The 17,498-nt window shown below is 67.7% G+C and carries 16 protein-coding genes; 6 read left to right on the top strand and 10 right to left on the bottom strand.

Translation table 11 applies throughout. The annotated features are described in order from the left end of the window. Positions 1 to 2 precede the first annotated feature (2 nt). Complete coding sequence (locus tag BRX43_RS05085) at positions 3 to 494, bottom strand: nucleoside deaminase (RefSeq protein ID WP_125993778.1); 492 nt, start codon at positions 492 to 494, stop codon at positions 3 to 5. A 166-nt stretch (positions 495 to 660) separates the two neighbouring features. Between BRX43_RS05085 and BRX43_RS05090 the strand changes: the two genes are divergently transcribed. Both BRX43_RS05090 and BRX43_RS20205 read left to right on the top strand, forming a co-directional pair. Then, positions 661 to 1,659, top strand: coding sequence for a LacI family DNA-binding transcriptional regulator (locus BRX43_RS05090; RefSeq protein WP_277600155.1), 999 nt, complete (start codon positions 661 to 663; stop codon positions 1,657 to 1,659). Positions 1,660 to 1,770: 111 nt separating this feature from the next. Further along, positions 1,771 to 1,917 (top strand): hypothetical protein, encoded by a 147-nt coding sequence (locus BRX43_RS20205; RefSeq protein ID WP_164523529.1) that lies wholly within the window; start codon positions 1,771 to 1,773, stop codon positions 1,915 to 1,917. Here BRX43_RS20205 and BRX43_RS05095 read toward each other — a convergent pair. Then, positions 1,888 to 2,703: a phosphotransferase gene (locus BRX43_RS05095; protein ID WP_241214784.1), complete on the bottom strand. Its 816-nt coding sequence runs from the start codon at positions 2,701 to 2,703 to the stop codon at positions 1,888 to 1,890. The genes BRX43_RS20205 and BRX43_RS05095 overlap by 30 nt on opposite strands. Before the next feature lie 424 nt (positions 2,704 to 3,127). Here BRX43_RS05095 and BRX43_RS05100 point away from each other — a divergent pair, with 424 nt between their 5' ends. Continuing rightward, a complete protein-coding gene (locus tag BRX43_RS05100) occupies positions 3,128 to 4,063 on the top strand; it encodes an alpha/beta hydrolase (RefSeq protein ID WP_241214792.1) in 936 nt (311 codons plus the stop codon). Between the two features lie 40 nt (positions 4,064 to 4,103). On the opposite strand, the gene BRX43_RS05105 is transcribed toward BRX43_RS05100, so the two are convergent. The 3 genes from BRX43_RS05105 to BRX43_RS05115 form a co-directional block, all read right to left on the bottom strand. Next, positions 4,104 to 5,702 carry a glycoside hydrolase family 43 protein gene (locus BRX43_RS05105; RefSeq protein WP_125993782.1) on the bottom strand — a complete coding sequence of 533 codons (1,599 nt, stop codon included), beginning with the start codon at positions 5,700 to 5,702 and terminating at the stop codon, positions 4,104 to 4,106. After that, positions 5,699 to 6,940: an MFS transporter gene (locus BRX43_RS05110; protein WP_125993783.1), complete on the bottom strand. Its 1,242-nt coding sequence runs from the start codon at positions 6,938 to 6,940 to the stop codon at positions 5,699 to 5,701. The genes BRX43_RS05105 and BRX43_RS05110 overlap by 4 nt, the downstream gene beginning before the upstream one ends. A gap of 118 nt (positions 6,941 to 7,058) precedes the next feature. Then, a complete protein-coding gene (locus tag BRX43_RS05115) occupies positions 7,059 to 8,057 on the bottom strand; it encodes an exonuclease domain-containing protein (RefSeq protein WP_346962847.1) in 999 nt (332 codons plus the stop codon). Positions 8,058 to 8,182: 125 nt separating this feature from the next. Between BRX43_RS05115 and BRX43_RS05120 the strand changes: the two genes are divergently transcribed. Beyond that, positions 8,183 to 9,100 (top strand): crotonase/enoyl-CoA hydratase family protein, encoded by a 918-nt coding sequence (locus tag BRX43_RS05120; RefSeq protein WP_125993784.1) that lies wholly within the window; start codon positions 8,183 to 8,185, stop codon positions 9,098 to 9,100. A gap of 48 nt (positions 9,101 to 9,148) precedes the next feature. On the opposite strand, the gene BRX43_RS05125 is transcribed toward BRX43_RS05120, so the two are convergent. Then, the gene (locus BRX43_RS05125) at positions 9,149 to 11,095 is read right to left on the bottom strand and encodes an EAL domain-containing protein (RefSeq protein WP_125993785.1); all 1,947 of its coding nucleotides are present in this window, start codon (positions 11,093 to 11,095) and stop codon (positions 9,149 to 9,151) included. A gap of 202 nt (positions 11,096 to 11,297) precedes the next feature. Here BRX43_RS05125 and BRX43_RS05130 point away from each other — a divergent pair, with 202 nt between their 5' ends. Continuing rightward, a complete protein-coding gene (locus BRX43_RS05130; RefSeq protein ID WP_125993786.1) occupies positions 11,298 to 12,014 on the top strand; it encodes a Crp/Fnr family transcriptional regulator in 717 nt (238 codons plus the stop codon). A gap of 15 nt (positions 12,015 to 12,029) precedes the next feature. Here BRX43_RS05130 and BRX43_RS05135 read toward each other — a convergent pair whose 3' ends face one another. The 4 genes from BRX43_RS05135 to BRX43_RS05150 all read right to left on the bottom strand — a co-directional run bounded on the left by BRX43_RS05135 (position 12,030) and on the right by BRX43_RS05150 (position 15,043). Then, positions 12,030 to 12,548 carry a GNAT family N-acetyltransferase gene (locus tag BRX43_RS05135; protein WP_206433109.1) on the bottom strand — a complete coding sequence of 173 codons (519 nt, stop codon included), beginning with the start codon at positions 12,546 to 12,548 and terminating at the stop codon, positions 12,030 to 12,032. Continuing rightward, positions 12,548 to 12,970 (bottom strand): nucleoside-diphosphate kinase, encoded by a 423-nt coding sequence (gene ndk, locus BRX43_RS05140; protein ID WP_125993787.1) that lies wholly within the window; start codon positions 12,968 to 12,970, stop codon positions 12,548 to 12,550. Before ndk ends, BRX43_RS05135 begins: the two co-directional genes overlap by 1 nt. A gap of 102 nt (positions 12,971 to 13,072) precedes the next feature. After that, positions 13,073 to 13,513, bottom strand: coding sequence for a DNA polymerase III subunit chi (locus BRX43_RS05145; protein WP_125993788.1), 441 nt, complete (start codon positions 13,511 to 13,513; stop codon positions 13,073 to 13,075). Positions 13,514 to 13,570: 57 nt separating this feature from the next. After that, positions 13,571 to 15,043: a leucyl aminopeptidase gene (locus BRX43_RS05150; protein ID WP_125993789.1), complete on the bottom strand. Its 1,473-nt coding sequence runs from the start codon at positions 15,041 to 15,043 to the stop codon at positions 13,571 to 13,573. A 154-nt stretch (positions 15,044 to 15,197) separates the two neighbouring features. Between BRX43_RS05150 and lptD the strand changes: the two genes are divergently transcribed. Next, a complete protein-coding gene (gene lptD, locus BRX43_RS05155) occupies positions 15,198 to 17,429 on the top strand; it encodes an LPS assembly protein LptD (RefSeq protein WP_125993790.1) in 2,232 nt (743 codons plus the stop codon). The last annotated feature ends 69 nt before the right edge of the window (positions 17,430 to 17,498 follow it).

Here is a 17,498-nt window from a genome sequence, read left to right on the forward strand (position 1 = left end):
GATCACAGATTCGCCTGTTCGTCCTCGGGCAGGTCGGCGTCTGGCGGATAGTAGAGCTTCGCGCATTCCTCGCGCAGGCAACCGCCCTCGATCACGATGTCGTCGCGATAGGCATCGGTGATGAAGGCCAGCGTATCGACATGGCGTGCCTCGAAATACATCGGATGCACGTCCTCGCGCTCCGCGCCATAGACAACCCGTCCGACCTTGGACCAGATCGATGCCATGGTGCACATGCCGCAGGGTTGCAGCGTCGAATAGAGCGTCGCGCCGCGCAGCTCCAGCTCGCCGCTGGCCTCGCATCCGCGCCGGATCGCCATCATCTCGGCATGGGCCGTGGCATCGGGCAGCTCATGCGTCTGATTGCGCTCCGCCGCGATCACCCGTCCGTCCACCACGATCACCGAGCCCAGCGGCGAGGTGGACGGGTCGGAGCCCTTGGATCGGGCGATGCGGATCGCCTCGCGCATCCAGCGTTCATCATCTTCGGTCATCGCCGTCCAACGCAAAGCCTGCCCGAAGGTGCCGCGGCGATGGCCGGGCATCGTCATCGCGCCCCATTGACCTTTCCCCGGTGGCCGGGGCACCACCCCGCCATGCGATCTTCGTTCCTGTCGGCCTGACCCGCACTTGCCCCGCTCCCCCGGCCGCCCTCGCGGCGTGACCATCATCGATGTCGCCCGACATGCCGGTGTCTCGCCGATGACGGTGTCGCGCGTCATCAATGCCGAACCCGGCGTCCGCGACGAAACGCGCCGGCTGGTCGAGGCGGCGATCGCGACGCTCAACTATACGCCCAATCTGATGGCGCGCAGCCTGGTCACCTCGCGCGAGATCCGGATCGGCGTTCTCTATTCCAATCCTAGCGCCGCCTTCATGAGCGGCTTCCTGGCCGGCGTGTTCGAGGAGGCCTCGGCGCGCGGCGCGCAGCTCCAGCTGTTGAAGGGCGAGGCGGGCAAGCCCCCCGCCCCCGCCGCGATCGAGCGGCTGATCGCCGGGCGGATCGGCGGCGTCGTGCTCGCCCCGCCGATGGGGGAAAACGACGCGGTGCGGGCGATGCTCGCCGACGCGAAGCTGCCCGTGGCGGTGGTCGGTGGCGTGGCCGCCGGCACGATCTGCATCGGCATCGACAATCGCCGCGCTGCCTATGACATGACCCGCCATCTGCTCGGACTGGGTCACCGCCGCCTCGGCTTCGTCCTCGGCAATCCCGACCAGTCCGCCAGCCGCGAGCGTCTCGCCGGCTTCCAGGGAGCGGCGGCGGAATGCGTTGAGGCGACCGTCCGGATCGTGCCCGGCGATTTCGGCTATGCCAGCGGCCTGGTGGCGGGCGAGACGCTGCTCGACGATCCCGCCCCGCCGACCGCGATCTTCGCCAGCAACGACGACATGGCGGCGGCCATCGTCTCGGTCGCACATCGCCGTCATCTCGATGTGCCGCGCGACCTGACCGTGGTCGGCTTCGACGACAGCACTGCCGCGGTCACGCTCTGGCCGCCGCTCACCACCATCCGCCAGCCGGTGCGCGCGCTGGCGGCGGAGGCGATGCAGCGCCTGATCGAGGCGATGCGGCGCGGCCGGGTGAGCTGCAGCGCCGCCCCCCATGTCCTCGATCATCTGCTGGTCGAACGCCAATCCACCGCCCCGCCCCCGGCCTGATCCGGGAACGACGGCGCGCCTCTACGAAATTCGATCGCACGGCCAGGGTTTAACGGCTTGGTCATCGGTACGTAACTATTGAGGTGCAAAGGGTCCACGGAGCCGCTGACCATGAGGATTTTTGCTTTGCCCCAGGCGCTACTTGGCCGGATGCACCGGCATCGCAGCCTGTCCACCCTGCGCGATTGGGCGGACACGCAGCCGGACGACCGCAGCCTGCTGCGCCAGTCAGCCGCGCGCCAGCGCGGCCAGCGCTGAGTCCACCGCGCCGTAGCAATCGCGGGCCAGCGCCACGAAGCGATCACGCGGAAACTCGCCGAGCCGGTTGGCATAATGACCCAGCGCGCCGAGCAGGTGCACGCGGATCATCGCCAGCCCCAATGCGCCGCCACCCAGCGCCTCTTGATACCATAGCAGTTCGCGTCGCAACCGGTCCGACGACAGGTTGAACGACTGGTGGAAGCGGATCAGGTCGTAAATGGCATAGCCGGCGGCCGTGCCCCCCGCCCAGTCGATCACCACCAACTCGCCGCTACCCGGCCGGACCATGATGTTGTTGCGCCACAAATCCCCGTGCATCGGCACGTGGCGCGGCCTGAGCGTGCCGGCCGTGATGTCCGTATCCAGCCGCTCGGCGTCCGCCCGCAGGGATTCGGGCAGATCGTGCATGTCGACCAGCGCGCGAAGCGATCGTCGGAACTCCTCCGTCTCCGCACGATCGTCCGCTGCACCGTCCGCGACGGTCGCCCCCACCAATTGCCGCAGCCACCCCAGGATCGCCGCCGCCACCTTCGGCGTCTGGATCAGGCGACGGAGCCGGCCGCCGGCCAGCGGTTCGCAGCGTGGCAGGATCAGGAAACTGCGGTCCACCAGCGTGCCGGTCGCGGTGACCGGCAATATCCGCTCCGCCATGACCGGACCCAGCCCGGCCATCGTCTGCGTCGCCTGGGCCTGAATCGCCGCCGCATCCGGATGTGCTGCTGGTGACAGGAACAATACATGGTCGTGATCGAGCAGGAAGATCGCCGCACCGTCCGCAACCATGGACTGGGTACGGATGACCTCGACCTTGTCGATTCGACGACCATCTGGATAGAGCGCGTCCGATAATACCGAAATTACGGCATCCGACGATAGCGGCCGGTCGGACGGTGACGTCTCTTGAAGGTAGTTCGCGATAGGCATCACCTGATAGCTAATGTTACAGATGTGTTAAAACAATCGGTTAACGTGTTGATCCAGGTGGTTTATCAGGACTTGCTCGCCTGAGCAGTCTCGACTTGGCACGAAAGCATCGAGGAGGATTACCGTCCTCGACATTCTATATCGCGATACACAGCGACCTGTGTGGTCATTTGTTCCGATGGCGGCCACGATCTTCCTCTTGTTGGACAATTGACGCCGGCCGGTCGAACCGCGAGGATGTTCGAAACAGGAGGATTCGGCGATGCATCAGTATCTTGCGAGCATGGTTCATCGTCGGTGGCGTGGGGTGACGGGCAGTGCCGCCGTCGCACTGGCGTTGGCAGCCACAACGCCGGCCGCGGCGCAGGACGACCGCATGGCGCCGATCGCCACGCCCGCCCAACCCGGTGCCATCACGCTCGATACCGGCCTCCTTCCCGGCGCCACCGCAAAGGAGGCATGGCACAGCCAATATGGCAGCGTCTTCGCGCGGAACGTCACGGTCGCGACGCTGACCCCCTTCCTGCCCGATCCGGGGAAGGCGACCGGCGCGGCCGTCGTCGTGGCGCCGGGCGGCGGCTTCACCACGCTGTCGATGCAGAATGAAGGCTGGGACGTGGCCAAGGCCTTGGCCGCGCAGGGTGTCGCCGCCTTCGTGCTCAAATACCGACTGAACCCGACGCCCGCCGACATGGCCGGCTATGAGCGCGAGATGCGCGAGCGCTTCTCGGGCACCAACCCGCGCCCCCGCCCCTCGACCGAGGCGATGATGGCCGGCATCGCGCCGCAGATCGCCGATGCGCGCGCCGCCTTCAAGCTGATCCGCGCGCGCGCGGGCGAGTGGCATGTCCAGCCGGACAAGATCGGCATGGTCGGCTTTTCCGCCGGCGCGATGCTGACGATGGCCACCGCGCTGACCGGACAGGATGCCAAGCCCGCCTTCATCGCGGACATCTATGGCCCGCTATCCACCGTCACCGTGCCGGCGGACGCCCCGCCTCTGTTCGCGGCGCTGGCCGCCGACGACCCCTTCTTCGCCAATGGCGGCTTCGGCCTGATCGAAGCCTGGAAGGCGGCGAAGCGCCCGGTCGAGTTCCACCTCTACGAACAGGGCGGCCATGGGTTCGGCATGTACCAGAAGCCGACGACCAGCACCGGCTGGTTCGACGCCTTCTCCCGCTGGATGACGATGCACGGCTGGATCGCCGCGCGACCCTGATCGTTGGGCCTCGGCCTCGCCACTGGCCGGGGCCAATCGTTCAGCCGATCGCTTCGTCATAGGCGAACCAGGCGAAATCCGCCGCACGTCCGGTGCCCGCCATGTCCTGGCAGGCCATGCCGACGAAGGTCCCGGTGAAATTGGGCAGGCCCGGCAAGGTCGCCTCGTCGGACAGCAGGCTGGCGTCGACCGTCTCCGACAGCCAATGCCATTCCGCCGCCGCCTCGGCCCGCCAGGCGAAGCGCAACACGGCATGATCCGCCGAGGCACGAAGCGCGATCGGCCCGGCGGGTAGCGGGATCGGATCGGTCGTCACGCTCTGCCCCTCGCCGATCGGCAGGATCGAGAGCAGTTGGAGCACCCGTCGGCCGTCATCGTCGGCCGTGACCTGCAGAAAGACATATTTAGTGCTGTTGTAATAACAGACCAGCCCGGCGGCCTGCTGGAAATGCTCGGGCGCGAAATCGACCAGCGTCTGCGCGTCGTAGCGGAACGCGGTCTGCCGGCGCGCGACCAGCGCCTGTTCGAAATGGCTGCCGATCGTCTCGCGTCCGAACAGCCGCAATTGGCCGGGCCGTGCCGCCAGGCTGAACAGGTGATCCGGCTCGGGCGAGCGGAGCCATTGAAAGGCGTCGGGCAGGTCGGGCCCGTCGAACCGCTCGAATGCGGTGACCGGCCGCTCGTCGATGGTCACGGGCGGCGGCGCGGCGGCGCGGAGCCAGCCATCCGCGTCCCAGCGCATCGGCTGGATCGCCGTCTCGCGCCCCAGCACGCAGCGATCGCTTCCCGGCATCGGCCGGCCGCACAGATGCACCATCCAGGGCGTCCCCTCCGGCGTCTCGACCAGATCGCCATGGCCGACCCGCTGCAACGGCGCGTCCGGCGTGTCGCGCGCGGTCAGCACCGGGCCATCGGGATGGACGTCATAGGGACCGAACAGGGTGCGCGACCGCGCCATGGTCACCGCATGGCCGCGCTCCGTCCCCCCTTCGGCGACGAGCAGATGATACCAGCCGTCGCGCTTGTAGAGATGCGGCCCCTCGGTGAAGCCCAGCGCCGTGCCCTGGAAGATCACGCGCCGCTCACCGACCAGCCGCCGCGCGGCCATGTCCAGTTCCTGCACGACGATGCCGGCGAAGCGCTTGCGGCCGGGGCGATGGTCCCACAGCATGTTGAGCATCCAGCTCCGCCCGTCATCGTCATGGAACAGCGCGGGGTCGAAGCCGCTGCTGTTGAGATGCACGGGATCGGACCAGGGGCCATCGATCCGGTCGCTCCACACCCAGTAATTGTGGAAGTCGCGCAAGGACGCGCCGCGTGCGCCATCGACCGTGGTGCGCCCGTACCGCTTCACGTCGGTATAGATCAGGTGGAAGCGCCCGTCCTTGTAGCTCAGGTCCGGAGCCCAGACACCGCAGGAATCCGGATCACCGCGCATGTCGAGCTGACTGGCCCGCGACAGCGGCCGGGCCGCCAGCCGCCAGTCGGCCAGGTCGCGGCTGTGATGGATCTGCACCCCCGGAAACCATTCGAAGGTCGAGGTGGCGATATAATAATCCTCCGCCACCCGGACGATCGACGGATCTGGGTTGAAGCCACGCAGGATCGGATTGGCGGGCGTGATAGGGTCAGCGGTCATGCGGGTTTTCGCACCAGGGTCCAGAGCAGGGCGGCCCCGCCCAGGTCGAGCAGACCGAGCAGGATGAAGAAGGGTTGGTAGCCGACCTGGTCGACCAGCGCGCCCAGCGACAGCGTGAAGATCAGCACGCCCAGATTGGCGGCGGTTCCCGAGACGCCGGTCGCGGTCGCGACCTGATCCTGCGGGAACAGGTCGGAACACAGGGTGATGACGGTCACCGACAGCGTCTGGTGCGCGAAGCCGCCCAGGCACAGCAGCGCGATGGCCGCGATCGGGCTGGTCACGCTGCCGACGAACATCATGCCCGTCATCAGCACCGCGCCGAGCGTGAAGGCGCCGCGCCGCGCATCCACCAGCTCGACACCGCGCCCTTGCAGGAAGGCGACCAAGGCCGGCCCGAACAGGCAGCCCAGATCGGCCGCCAGAAAGGGCAGCCAGGCGAAGAGGGCGATCTGAGACAGGTCGAAATGCCGGGCCTGGACCAGATAGAGCGGCATCCAGAGCGACAGCATCCCCCAGACCGGATCGGCCAGGAAACGCGCCGCCGCGATCGCCCACAGATTGCGTCGGCGCAGCAGTTCGCCGAGTGGCGGACGCCGCCGCTGCCGCACCAGCGACGCCTCCTGCCCCTCGACGATCAGCCGTCGCTCGCCCTCGGACAGGCGGCGGTGCCGGGCGGGCGGCGCATACCAGACCAGCCAGGCGACGACCCAGGCGAGGCCCAGGCCACCCGCGACGAAGAAGGCCGCGCGCCAGCTGTGGTTGAAGACCGCCCAGGCGACCAGGGGCGGCGCGAACACCGCGCCGAACGAGGCGCCGATCTGATAGATGCCGCCGGCCACGCCGCGCTCGCGCGCCGGAAACCATTCGGCGACCAGCTTCATCCCCGCCGGCTGCGCCGATCCTTCGACCAGCCCCAGCGCACCGCGCAGCCCGGCGAACCCCATCCAGCCATTTGCGAAGCCATGGCCCAGGGTGATGCACGACCAGATCGCGACGAAGAGCGTGAACCCGATCTTCAAGCCGATGAGGTCGAGCAGATAGCCGGCGACCGGTTGGAACATGATGCCGAACTGAAAGGCGCCGGTGATCCAGCTATATTGTTCGGAGGAGATGTGCTGCTCGGCCATGATCGCCGGCGCCGCGACACCCAATATGCTGCGGGTCAGATAGTTGATGACCATCGCCACCACGAACAGCGCGATGATCGTCCAGCGAATATAGGGAAAACCCCGCAAGCCCCCCTCCCTACGGTAACGTTATCATCCGGTTCTAGGACGGGTTGGCCGATCAGGGCAAGCACCGTTCTGCGAAACCCCGACGGGCATGATGGAACGCAGGCCGTTCGGCTGACTTTTACAGGATGCCGGCGCCTCCCGAAAACAGCAGGTCGGCCGCCACGATACGGATGCGCCCGCCCGCCCGGCGCATCGCCTCCGCCCGGCGATAGCGGGAGTCCTGTTGCAGGGCGGGACCGGCGGGCGCGGTCGGGGCGATCGCCAGCAGCGTGGTCGACGGGCCAACCGCGCTGACCACGCGCCCGCCCAGCGCGGCGATGCGATGCGCGAGCGGACCGTCGCGCGGCTCGCCCAGGATCGCGATCCGCTGCCCGGCCAGGGGCCCGTGCGCGGCCGGCGACGGCGCGGGCGGGCGCTTGGGCGGTTTGCCGGGGGAGAGCCAATCGGCGAGCGGCCGGCCGCTATGTTCGATCGCACGCACCACGACCAGGCCGGCGACACGCGCGTCGCTCAGGGCATCATGATGCCGATGCTCCAGGCCCAGATGGCGGGCAAGCACGTTCAACCGGTGGCTGCTCAATTCGGGCCAAGCCCGCTGCGCGACGCGGACGCTGTCGAGCCAGGTGGTAGCGATCTCCGGCCGATCATGGACGCGACAGGCGGCGGCGAGCGCCCCCTTGTCGAAATGCGAGTGGGCGACGGTGATCCGCCCCGCCAGATGACCATCGACGATCGAATGCAGGTCACCGAAACAGGGCTGGCCCAGCACATGGTCGGCCGTGATGCCATGGATATTGACATTGAAGCCGCTGAACGTGTCGCGCGGATCGACCAGCGTTTCATATTCGAAGCAGACCGCGCCGTTGCGGAACCCGACGATGCCGATCTGGCAGATGCTGCTGACGCGGGAACAGGCGGTCTCGACATCGATCACGACGAAATCGAGCGACTCCCCATGGGCAGGGGCGATCGGGGCGGATGGGCTCGGCAGCATCCCATATGATAGCGACCCCGCGCCGGCCGGATCAAGTCGAGCCGGCCGCGCTTCTTTCGTCACCCGGCCGGTAATCGCCGTCACGGCGATATCATCGATCACATTGCCGGGACTGCGGGCCATGTCCGGCACGGCCTGCATCGTCCGCAGCAATCGCGGACCAGTTCCGATTCCACGTCGCTCGGTCGCGACCAAGCAAACTATCCTTCCGATGCAGCAACTTGCTGCGAGTGAAAAAGGAAGTCAGCATGACCGTCGAATTCCCCCCCGTCGTCTCCGCCGACCGTCACCCTTCGCGTCACCATCCCCTCCCCTCCCGTCCGGATGGCCATCATCCCTTCGCCTATGGCGAATTGGAGGTGGAGTTCGATCCGGCGCTCGACGCGCTCTGGACCTTCATGCGCGCGCGTGACCGACCGAGCTTCAATCCGTCACTGCTCACGGAGTTCGGCCTGTGGCAGCAGGATATCGTGGAGGCGTTGCGGTCCGAGGAGATGCCGATCCGCTACCTCGTGCTCGGCTCGCGCCATCCGGGCATCTTCTCGCTGGGCGGCGATCTCGACCTGTTCGCCGCGAAGATCCGGTCCGGCGATCGATCGGCGCTGGTCGATTATGGCCGTGCCTGCGTACGCATCCTCCATCGCAACATGATGAGCCTCGACCGGCCGATCATCACCATCGGGCTGGTGCAGGGTGACGCCCTGGGCGGCGGGTTCGAGGCCTTGCTGTCGTTCAACGTCGTCATCGCCGAGCGGGGCGCGCGCTTCGGCCTGCCCGAGACGGCGTTCGGCCTGTTCCCCGGCATGGGGGCGCATTGCTTCCTGTCGCGACGGCTGGGCGCGGCGCGGGCCGAACAGATGATCCTCAGCGGCCGCATCTACAGCGCGGAGGAGCTGTACGACCTCGGCATCGTCCATGGCCTGGCCGAGGCCGGCCAGGGGCGCGCGGCGGTGGAGGACTATATCCGCCTCAACCGGCGGCGGCACAGCGGCCATTGCGCGATCTATGAGGCGTCGCGCTCGGTCAATCCGCTGCCGCTGGCGGAGTTGGAGGCGGTGGTCGACCTCTGGGCCGACGCGGCCCTGCGCCTGAGCGAGACCGACTTGAAGCTGATGCAGCGCCTGGTGCGGGCGCAGAGCCGATTGTCCGGCCCCGCCATCGCATAAGCGGGCATCACCGGCCGGGCGGGCGCTTCGGCGTCTGCCCGGCCATGATCAGGAGTTTCGACGGTGCCGCTTGCCCGTCTGGCTGAAGAGGGCGCCGAACGCATCGGCGGGCAGCGGATGGCCGAGCAGGAAGCCCTGGACCGAGTCGCACCGGGTCCGCCGCAACTGGTCGAGCTGCGCCTGCGTCTCCACCCCTTCGGCGGTGGTGCGCATGCCCAGTTTCCGCGCCAGTTCGATGACCGTCTGCACGATCGCCACCGAGGCCGGATTGCGCTCCAGGTCGGTGACGAAGGACCGGTCGATCTTGAGCGTCTGGAACGGGAAGCGGGTCAGGTAGCTGAGCGACGAATAACCCGTGCCGAAATCATCCAGCGTGGTGTGTACCCTCAGCCGGTTGATCGCATCGAGCGCCGCCAGCGATGCGTCGATGTCGTTGAGCAGGACCGTCTCGGTCACTTCCAGCTCGAGCCGTTCGGGCGGCAGGCCACTCGCGGCGAGCGCCCCCAGGATCACGGCCGGCAATTCGGCCGAGCGAAGCTGGATGGGCGACAGGTTGACGGCGATCGTGATGTCGCCCCAGTCGCGGCCGATCCGACAGGCTTCACGGATCACCCAGCCGCCGATTGCCACGATCAGCCCGCTCTCTTCCGCGATCGGGATGAACTCGGCCGGCGATACGTCGCCGTGGCGTCGATTGGTCCAGCGCAGCAGCACCTCGCCCGCCGTGATCCGCTCGCCCGCCAGGTCGAAGATCGGTTGCACCGCCAGATGGAACTCACCCCGCTCCAGCGCGCCTTTCATCTCGCCCGCGAGATCGCGCTCGCGCTCGATCTTCTCGTCCATCCGCGGCTCGAAGATGCGCATCTCGCCCCGCCCGCCATCCTTGGCGCGGTAGAGGGCGAGGTCGGCATTCTTGAGCAGGCGGTCGGGATCGACACCGTCCTTGGGCGCGATCGCCACGCCCAGCGACCCGCTGACCCGGAGCGGCGCACCGTCATGCGCGACGGGCAGCGCAACGAGATCGAGGATGCGATTACCGATCACCGCCGCCTCCCCTTCGTCGCGGATCGTGCAGACCAGGGCGAATTCGTCGCCACCCAGCCGGGCGACGATGTCGCGGTCGCCGAACGCCTCGTTCATCCGCCGCGCGACGGTGGCGAGAAGTTCATTGCCCGCCAAGTGCCCGTACGAATCGTTGATCTCCTTGAACCGGTCCAGGTCCAGCCAGAGCAAGGCGAGCATCCCCTCGCCCTGCGCCACCGCCTCCAGCCTGGCCTCGAACCGTTCACGAAAGGCGGTCCGATTGGCGACCCCGGTCAGGTCGTCGCGGCGGGCGATCGCGGCATGATGCTCGGCCAGCGCCGTCTTCTCGATCGCACCCACCGTCGCCTTCAAGATGACGCCATAGGTCTGGAGCGTGATGTCCATCATCGCCACGATGAAGAGCAGGATGACGCCTGCGAGCAGCGCCTTGAGCGGCATCAGCGACCATAGCAGCCCGGCGACCAGCGGCAGCGAGGCGAAACAGAGCTGCGACAGCGCGATCCAGGGTCGACCGGCATTGCGACCGGCGATCCCCGCCGCATAGCCGATCGTGGTGGTCACGGCGAGCAGTTGCAGCACGCCGTCATCGGTTCCGGTCAGCGTCAGCAGGCCGAACAAACCGAGCAACGCGGAATAGCTGAGCGCCCCGGCGCGGTAGATCAGTTCCTGATGACGCGGCCGCTCGGCAGTCCGAGCCGGGACGGCAGGCATCCGCATCACGTCGATGATGCGGATGCCCGCCACCGCAACGATGGTCAGTGCGACGCCCAGCATCAGGCCATTGCCGCTGATCGCGGCCACGGTCATGGTGATCGCGCTGCTGGTCAGCGCGCCGATCACCAGCGACTGTGGCGAGGCATAGAGGGACTCGACCAACGTCTCGCGCACATGCGCGGCGATCGTGCCGTCAGACGCATGTAGCTGCCGCAAGCGGGAGATCAGACGGCTCATCGCACCCTATCTGGAGCCTTTGGGTTGAATTACCACTAACGCTACAACGCACCTCGGCAAAGCACGTCCCCGTCGCCACGCTCTTTTCGCCGCATTTCTGCTATCCGGAGACGCAATCCTTGCGGCATGCCAAGCGCTTGGCGCACCGGTTAGGATGGGCTAGCGAAAGAATGTTAAGGGGCAAGCGCGTGAGAAAAACTCGTTGAAACGGTTGGAGGATTTTACGACGCTGACGCCCGAGGAGGCGGACGCGGTCCGCGCGCTCGGCGGCCCGACCATCCGACTCGATCGCCTGCGCGAGATACGGCGCGAGGGTGAGCCGGCCACGGGCTTCTATATGCTGGAGAAAGGCTGGGCGATGGCGTCGCACATCCTGCCCAGCGGTAGTCGCCAGATCCTCAAGATCCATCTGCCGGGCGACATATTGGGCACGCCCAGCATGTGCAGCGACCAGGCGGTCGAGACGCTGTCCTCGATCACGCCGGTGGTGATTCGCTTCGTGCCGCTGACCCAGTTCGGCGCGCTGATCGATGCGCACCCGCGGCTCAGCGCGTTGTTCCTGCTCAGCGTCCAGGCCGAGCGGCTGGCGTTGATGGACCAGCTGGCGGAAATGGGGCGCACTACGGCCGAGGCGCAACTCGCCGCCTTCCTCCTCGACATCGCCAGGCGCCTGGATCGGCTCGGCGAGGTGCAGAATGACAGCTTCGCGCTGCGTTTGACCCAGGAGCATATCGGCGACCTGCTCGGCCTGACCAATGTCCATGTGAACAGGATGATACGGTTGCTGGAGGACAAGCTGCTGATCCGCCGCGATCGGGAGCGGATCACGATCCTCGATCGCCCCGGCCTCACCAAGCTGGCCAGCCGGCCCCAGCGCGAGAAGCGCAAGGAATTGAGCTGGCTGCCGAAAAGTCGCTGAACCGATGGGCTGGGGTCAGATCGCCCGGGCGTAGACCCGATCGTCGTGCCAGGTCGCCCCGACCAGGAAGCGACGCTCGCCGACGATCGCGAAGCCCTGTCGCTCGTAGAAGTTGCAGGCGCGCCGGTTCGTCGCCAGCACGCCTAGTAGCATCCGGTCATGCCCCATGGCGCGGGTATCGGCGATCGCCTGCGCCATCAGCGCCGCCCCCAGACCCGTCCCACGCGCCACCGACAAGGTGTAGATACGCCGAAGTTCGATATCGCCGGGCCGGACCGCGCCGACATCCTCCGGGGTGGTGAGCAGGCTGTAGCCGACCGGTGCGTCCCCGTCGGGATGCGTCGCCAGCGTCACGCGGCTCGCGGGATCGGCGATCCAGGCGGCGAAACGCTCGGGCGCGCTCTTCCGCCCGACATGCGCGACGATGTCCTCGCCCGACAGGATGCCGGCGAAGGTTTCCAGGAAGCTCGCGGCCGCGACGAGCGACACGGCCGGCGCATCCGCCGGCGCCGCCCGTCGCAGCCGCCAGCGCATCAGCCGACGATCTCTTCCGGCTTGAAGAAATAGGCGATCTCGATCGCCGCATTCTCGTCCGAATCCGAACCGTGCACGGTGTTCGCCTCGATGGACTCCGCCAGTTCCTTGCGGATCGTGCCGGGCTCGGCATTGGCGGGGTTGGTCGCGCCCATGATGTCGCGGTTGCGCTGCATGGCGTTCTCGCCCTCCAGCACCTGCACGACCACCGGGCCGGAGATCATGAACGACACCAGGTCGTTGAAGAACGGGCGCTCCTTGTGGACTGCATAGAAGCCCTCGGCCTGCTCGCGGGTCATCTGGATGCGCTTGGAAGCGACGACGCGCAGACCGGCCTCTTCCAGCATCTTGGTGACCGCGCCGGTCAGGTTGCGGCGGGTGGCATCGGGCTTGATGATCGAAAAGGTACGGTTCGCGGCCATGACGGTCACGGGCTCCTGCTGGCAAGGTGGAAAGTCGCGTCGCCCTAGTCGCGGGCGGGCGGATTGGCAACCGCCCTCACCCGCGCTCGTCCTGGCGATCGCTCAGGCCGCCTGTTCCCAGCGGCCGGCGTCGTTCTGCTTCCAATAGCGTCGCTCCACGCCGTCGCGGTCGGCCAGCCCCTTCCAGGCCAGTCGCGCCTCGCGGATGCGGTCGTCGTCGAAGAAGTGGAAGGCCCGGTCGAACGCCAGCGCCGCGTCGCGCCATTGCCCGTCGACGATCGCGACGAAGCGCGCGCCGTTCGCCGGCTCGACCTGGGGGGCGATCAGGATCGGTTGCGCGGCCTCCGCCCCGTCCCCGATGGCGGCATGGGGCAGGAAGCTGTCGGGCGCGTAGCTCCACAGCCAGCGGTCGAGATGCCGGCGCTGCTCCTCCGGCTCGGCGACGATCAGCAGCCGGCCACCGCTTGCCAGCACGCGCTCCGCGATCTGCGGCAACGCGCGCTCCAGCGGCGTGGCGGTGAGATGGTAGAAGTCGACCTGCATCGCGGACGATCGCTCTCCAAGGGTAGCGGACCGGCGAACCGGCCCGCCACCAGCGGATCAATCCTCGAACCGGTCGGCGACGAACCGGTCGAGCAGCTTCACGCCATAGCCGGTCGCGCCCTTGTCCCAGGTCGTGCCGGGCTTGTCGGACCAGACCATGCCGGCGATGTCGAGATGCGCCCAGCGGACATCCTTGTCGACGAAGCGCTGGATGAACTGCGCCGCCGTGATCGATCCGGCTCCGCGCGGACCGACATTCTTCATGTCGGCGATCGGGCTGTCGATCAGCTTGTTGTAGGTGTCCGACAGCGGGAAGCGCCACAATTTGTCGTCCGTCGCGATGCCCGCCGCCACCAGCGCGTCGGCAAGCGAATCGTCGTTGGCGAACAGGCCGCCATATTCATTGCCCAGGCTGACGATCATCGCGCCGGTCAGCGTCGCCAGGTCGACGATCGTCTTGGGGCGGAAGGTCTTCTGCGTCCAGGTGATGACATCGGCCAGCACCAGCCGCCCTTCGGCATCGGTGTTGATCACCTCGATCGTCTGACCCGACATGGAGGTGACGACATCACCGGGACGCTGCGCATTGCCGTCGGGCATGTTCTCGACCAGCCCGCAGACGCCGACGACGTTCGCCTTGGCCTTGCGACCGGCGATCGCCTTCATCGCACCAACCACCGCGCCGGCGCCCCCCATGTCCCATTTCATATCCTCCATGCCGGCACCCGGCTTGAGCGAGATGCCGCCGGTGTCGAAGGTCACGCCCTTGCCGACAAAGGCCAGGTCGGGATCGCCCGCGCCCTTGCCGTTCCAGCGCAGCGCCAGGATGCGGGCGTCGCGCACCGACCCCTGGCTGACGCCGAGCAGCGCGCCCATGCCGAGCGAGCGCATCTCCTCCTCACCCAGCGCGGTGATCTCCAGGCCCAGCCCGTCGACCGACTGCCGGACCCGCTCCACGAAGCTTTCCGGATAGACGATGTTCGGCGGCTCGGCGACCAGCGTGCGGGTCAGTTCCAGGCCGTTCGTCACCGCCTCCTGCACGGTCCAGGCGTCGTCCGTACCGGTCGGCGCGGCGGCCAGCACCAGCTTGGCAAAGGTCGGCTTCTGCGCCTCCGGCAGGGTGGTGCGATAGATGTCATGCCGCCAGGCACGCTGCGCCGCCGCGCCCGCGAACCGCGCTGCGGCCTGCGCGCTCGGCGCGGTGGCGAGCGCGGCGAAATCCACCGTCGCCTCCGTGGCGGAGGTCAGCAGCTTCGCGGTCAGCGCGCCGCCCGCCTTGATCCAGTCCTTGTCGGCCCCCGCGCCGATGCCGAGCAGCAGCACGCGCCGCACGCCGCTCGCCGCCGGCACGAACAGCTCGACCGTCGCACCCGCTTCGCCGGCGAAGCGATGCGCCGTGGCCGCGGCTTCGGCGACCGGGGCCGCCCCCTCGCCCAATTGCCCCCAGCCGATGCGCGCCACCCCGTCCTTCTCGACGGGGAGAACGAGCAGCGCGGCATCCGCGGCGCCGGGGGCGAAACTGATCTGCATGGGGAAAACCTCGTTGACTGATCCTGTGCATCTAAGCCGCATGTCGCCGCTGGCAAGCGTTGCGGCTTGAACGAGGGTGCGATAGGCGAGCGGAAGCCCGATCGCGTGGCGGGATCAGGGCGGTCGAACCGTGTGCGCCAAAAGGGGAAGTTGTTTGTCGCGTATCAGCCTTCTTGCCGGCTGCGCCCTGGGGATCGTGCTTGCCCTGCCCGCCTCGGCGCAGGATCTCCAGACCCCCGTCGTGCCGCCGCCGCCGCCCGCCGCCGCGCCGCCCGCCGATGACGATCAGGTTAAGTTCAGCGCCAATGCGCTGGAATATGACACCAACGACGATGTCGTGACCGCGACCGGCGACGTGCGCATGTTCCGTACCGATGGCCGGTTGCGCGCCGACAAGGTCGTGTGGAACCGCAAGACCGGCAAGGTCGTCGCGACCGGCGACGTGGCGATCGTCGGCGAGGAGGGCGACACCGCCTATGGCGACAGCATCGACCTGACGGACTCGCTGAAGGACGGCGTGGTCGACAACATGCTGGTCGTGCTGAACCAGGGCGGCCGGCTGGCGGCCCGCCGCGGCACGCGCGCGACCGATGGCCGGATCGACCTGGAACAGGCCGCCTACACGCCCTGCTCGGTCACCAATGCCGAGGGCTGTCCCAAGGAGCCGAGCTGGAAGATCACGGCGGTCCGCGTCGTCTATCGCCCCAATCGCGAGCGCGTCTATTACCAGGGCGCACAGCTCCACCTGTTCGGCCTGCCGTCGATCCCGCTGCCGCAATTCTCGCACCCGGTCGGCGGCGGCAGCGACAGCGGCCTGCTCAGCCCGAATATCCAGTACAGCCGGGTCAACGGGGTCGAGGTCGCGCTACCCTATTATTTCCGGCTCGCGCCCAATCGCGGGCTGACCCTGACGCCGCACGTCTATTCCAGCGTGCTGCCGATGGCGGACGTCGAATATCAGCAGCTCAGCGAAGTCGGTGCGTTCCGTCTGCGTGGCTATGCCACCGAAAGCCGGCGCAGCGACGACCTGAACACCATCGACCCGACCGATACGCGCATGGCGTTTCGCGGCTATCTGGACGGCGTCGCGCGCTACCAGTTCACGCCCGAATGGAGCCTGAGCGGATCGCTGCGCGTCACCACCGACCGCACCTTCCTGCGCCGCTATGACATTTCGCGCGACGACCGGCTGCGCAACACCGCCTCGCTCCAGCGGATCGGCACCGACAGCTATTTCGCGGTGACGGGCTGGGCGGTGCAGACGCTGCGGGTCAACGACCGGCAGGGGCTGCAACCGATCGCCCTGCCCGAGATCGACTATCGCCGCCGCTTCGACGACGGCATCGCCGGCGGCAAGGTCGAGCTGCAACTGAACAGCCTGGCGCTGACCCGCACCGCCGGGCAGGACACGCAGCGCGCCTTCGCCAGCCTGCGCTGGGACCTGCGCCGCCTGACCAACTGGGGCCAGGAATTGACCTTCACCGCCTTCGCACGCGGCGACGCCTATAATGCGCACGACACGCTGGAGACGACGCAGATCGTCTATCGCGGGACCGAGGGGTTCCAGACACGCGCGATCGGCGCGGTGGCGGTCGACATGCGCTGGCCGTTCGTCGGCAGCATCGGCGCGGGCACCCAGCGGGTGACACCCCGCTTCCAGATCGTCGCCGCGCCGCGCATCAAGAATTTTTCGATCCCCAACGAGGATTCGCGCGCCGTCGACCTGGACGATTCCAACCTGTTCGCGCTCAATCGCTTCCCTGGCTATGACCGGTTCGAGGACAGCTCGCGCGCGACCTATGGCGCGGAATATGGCCTGAACCTGCCCGGCTTCAGCCTGGATGCGGTGGTCGGGCAAAGCTATCGCCTGTCGGCCCGGCCCAGCATCCTGCCGGACGGCACCGGCCTGTCGGACCGCTGGTCGGACATCGTCGGGCGCACCGAATTGCGGTTCCGCGACTTCGTGTCGGTCGTCCATCGCTACCGCCTGGACAAGGACAATTTCTTCGTTCGCCGCAACGAGGTGGACGCGACCATCGGTTCGCGCAGCACCTATGCGCTGATCGGCTATCTCAAGCTCAACCGCGACATCACCACGGTCGAGGATCTGCGCGACCGCGAGGAGGTGCGCCTCGCCGGGCGCGTGCAATTCGCGCGCTTCTGGTCCGCCTTCGGCTCGGCGATCGTCGACCTCACCGATCGCAACGAGGATCCGCTGGGCGTGGCGGACGGTTTCAGTCCGATCCGCCACCGGCTCGGCATCGAATATCAGGACGATTGTCTGCGGCTGGGCGCGACGTGGCGACGCGACTATCGCCAGATCGGCGACGCGCGCCAGGGCAACAACTTCCTCTTGACGCTGGCGTTCACCAACCTCGGCCGCTAAGCGCGGGTTCAGTTAGCCTGCACTAGCCGTCGCCGTTCCGGCCGGCTTTGCGGCCGAGTGGGGACGGAT

It is taken from the genome of Sphingomonas sp. S-NIH.Pt15_0812, assembly GCF_003951315.1.
Taxonomy (GTDB): domain Bacteria; phylum Pseudomonadota; class Alphaproteobacteria; order Sphingomonadales; family Sphingomonadaceae; genus Sphingomonas.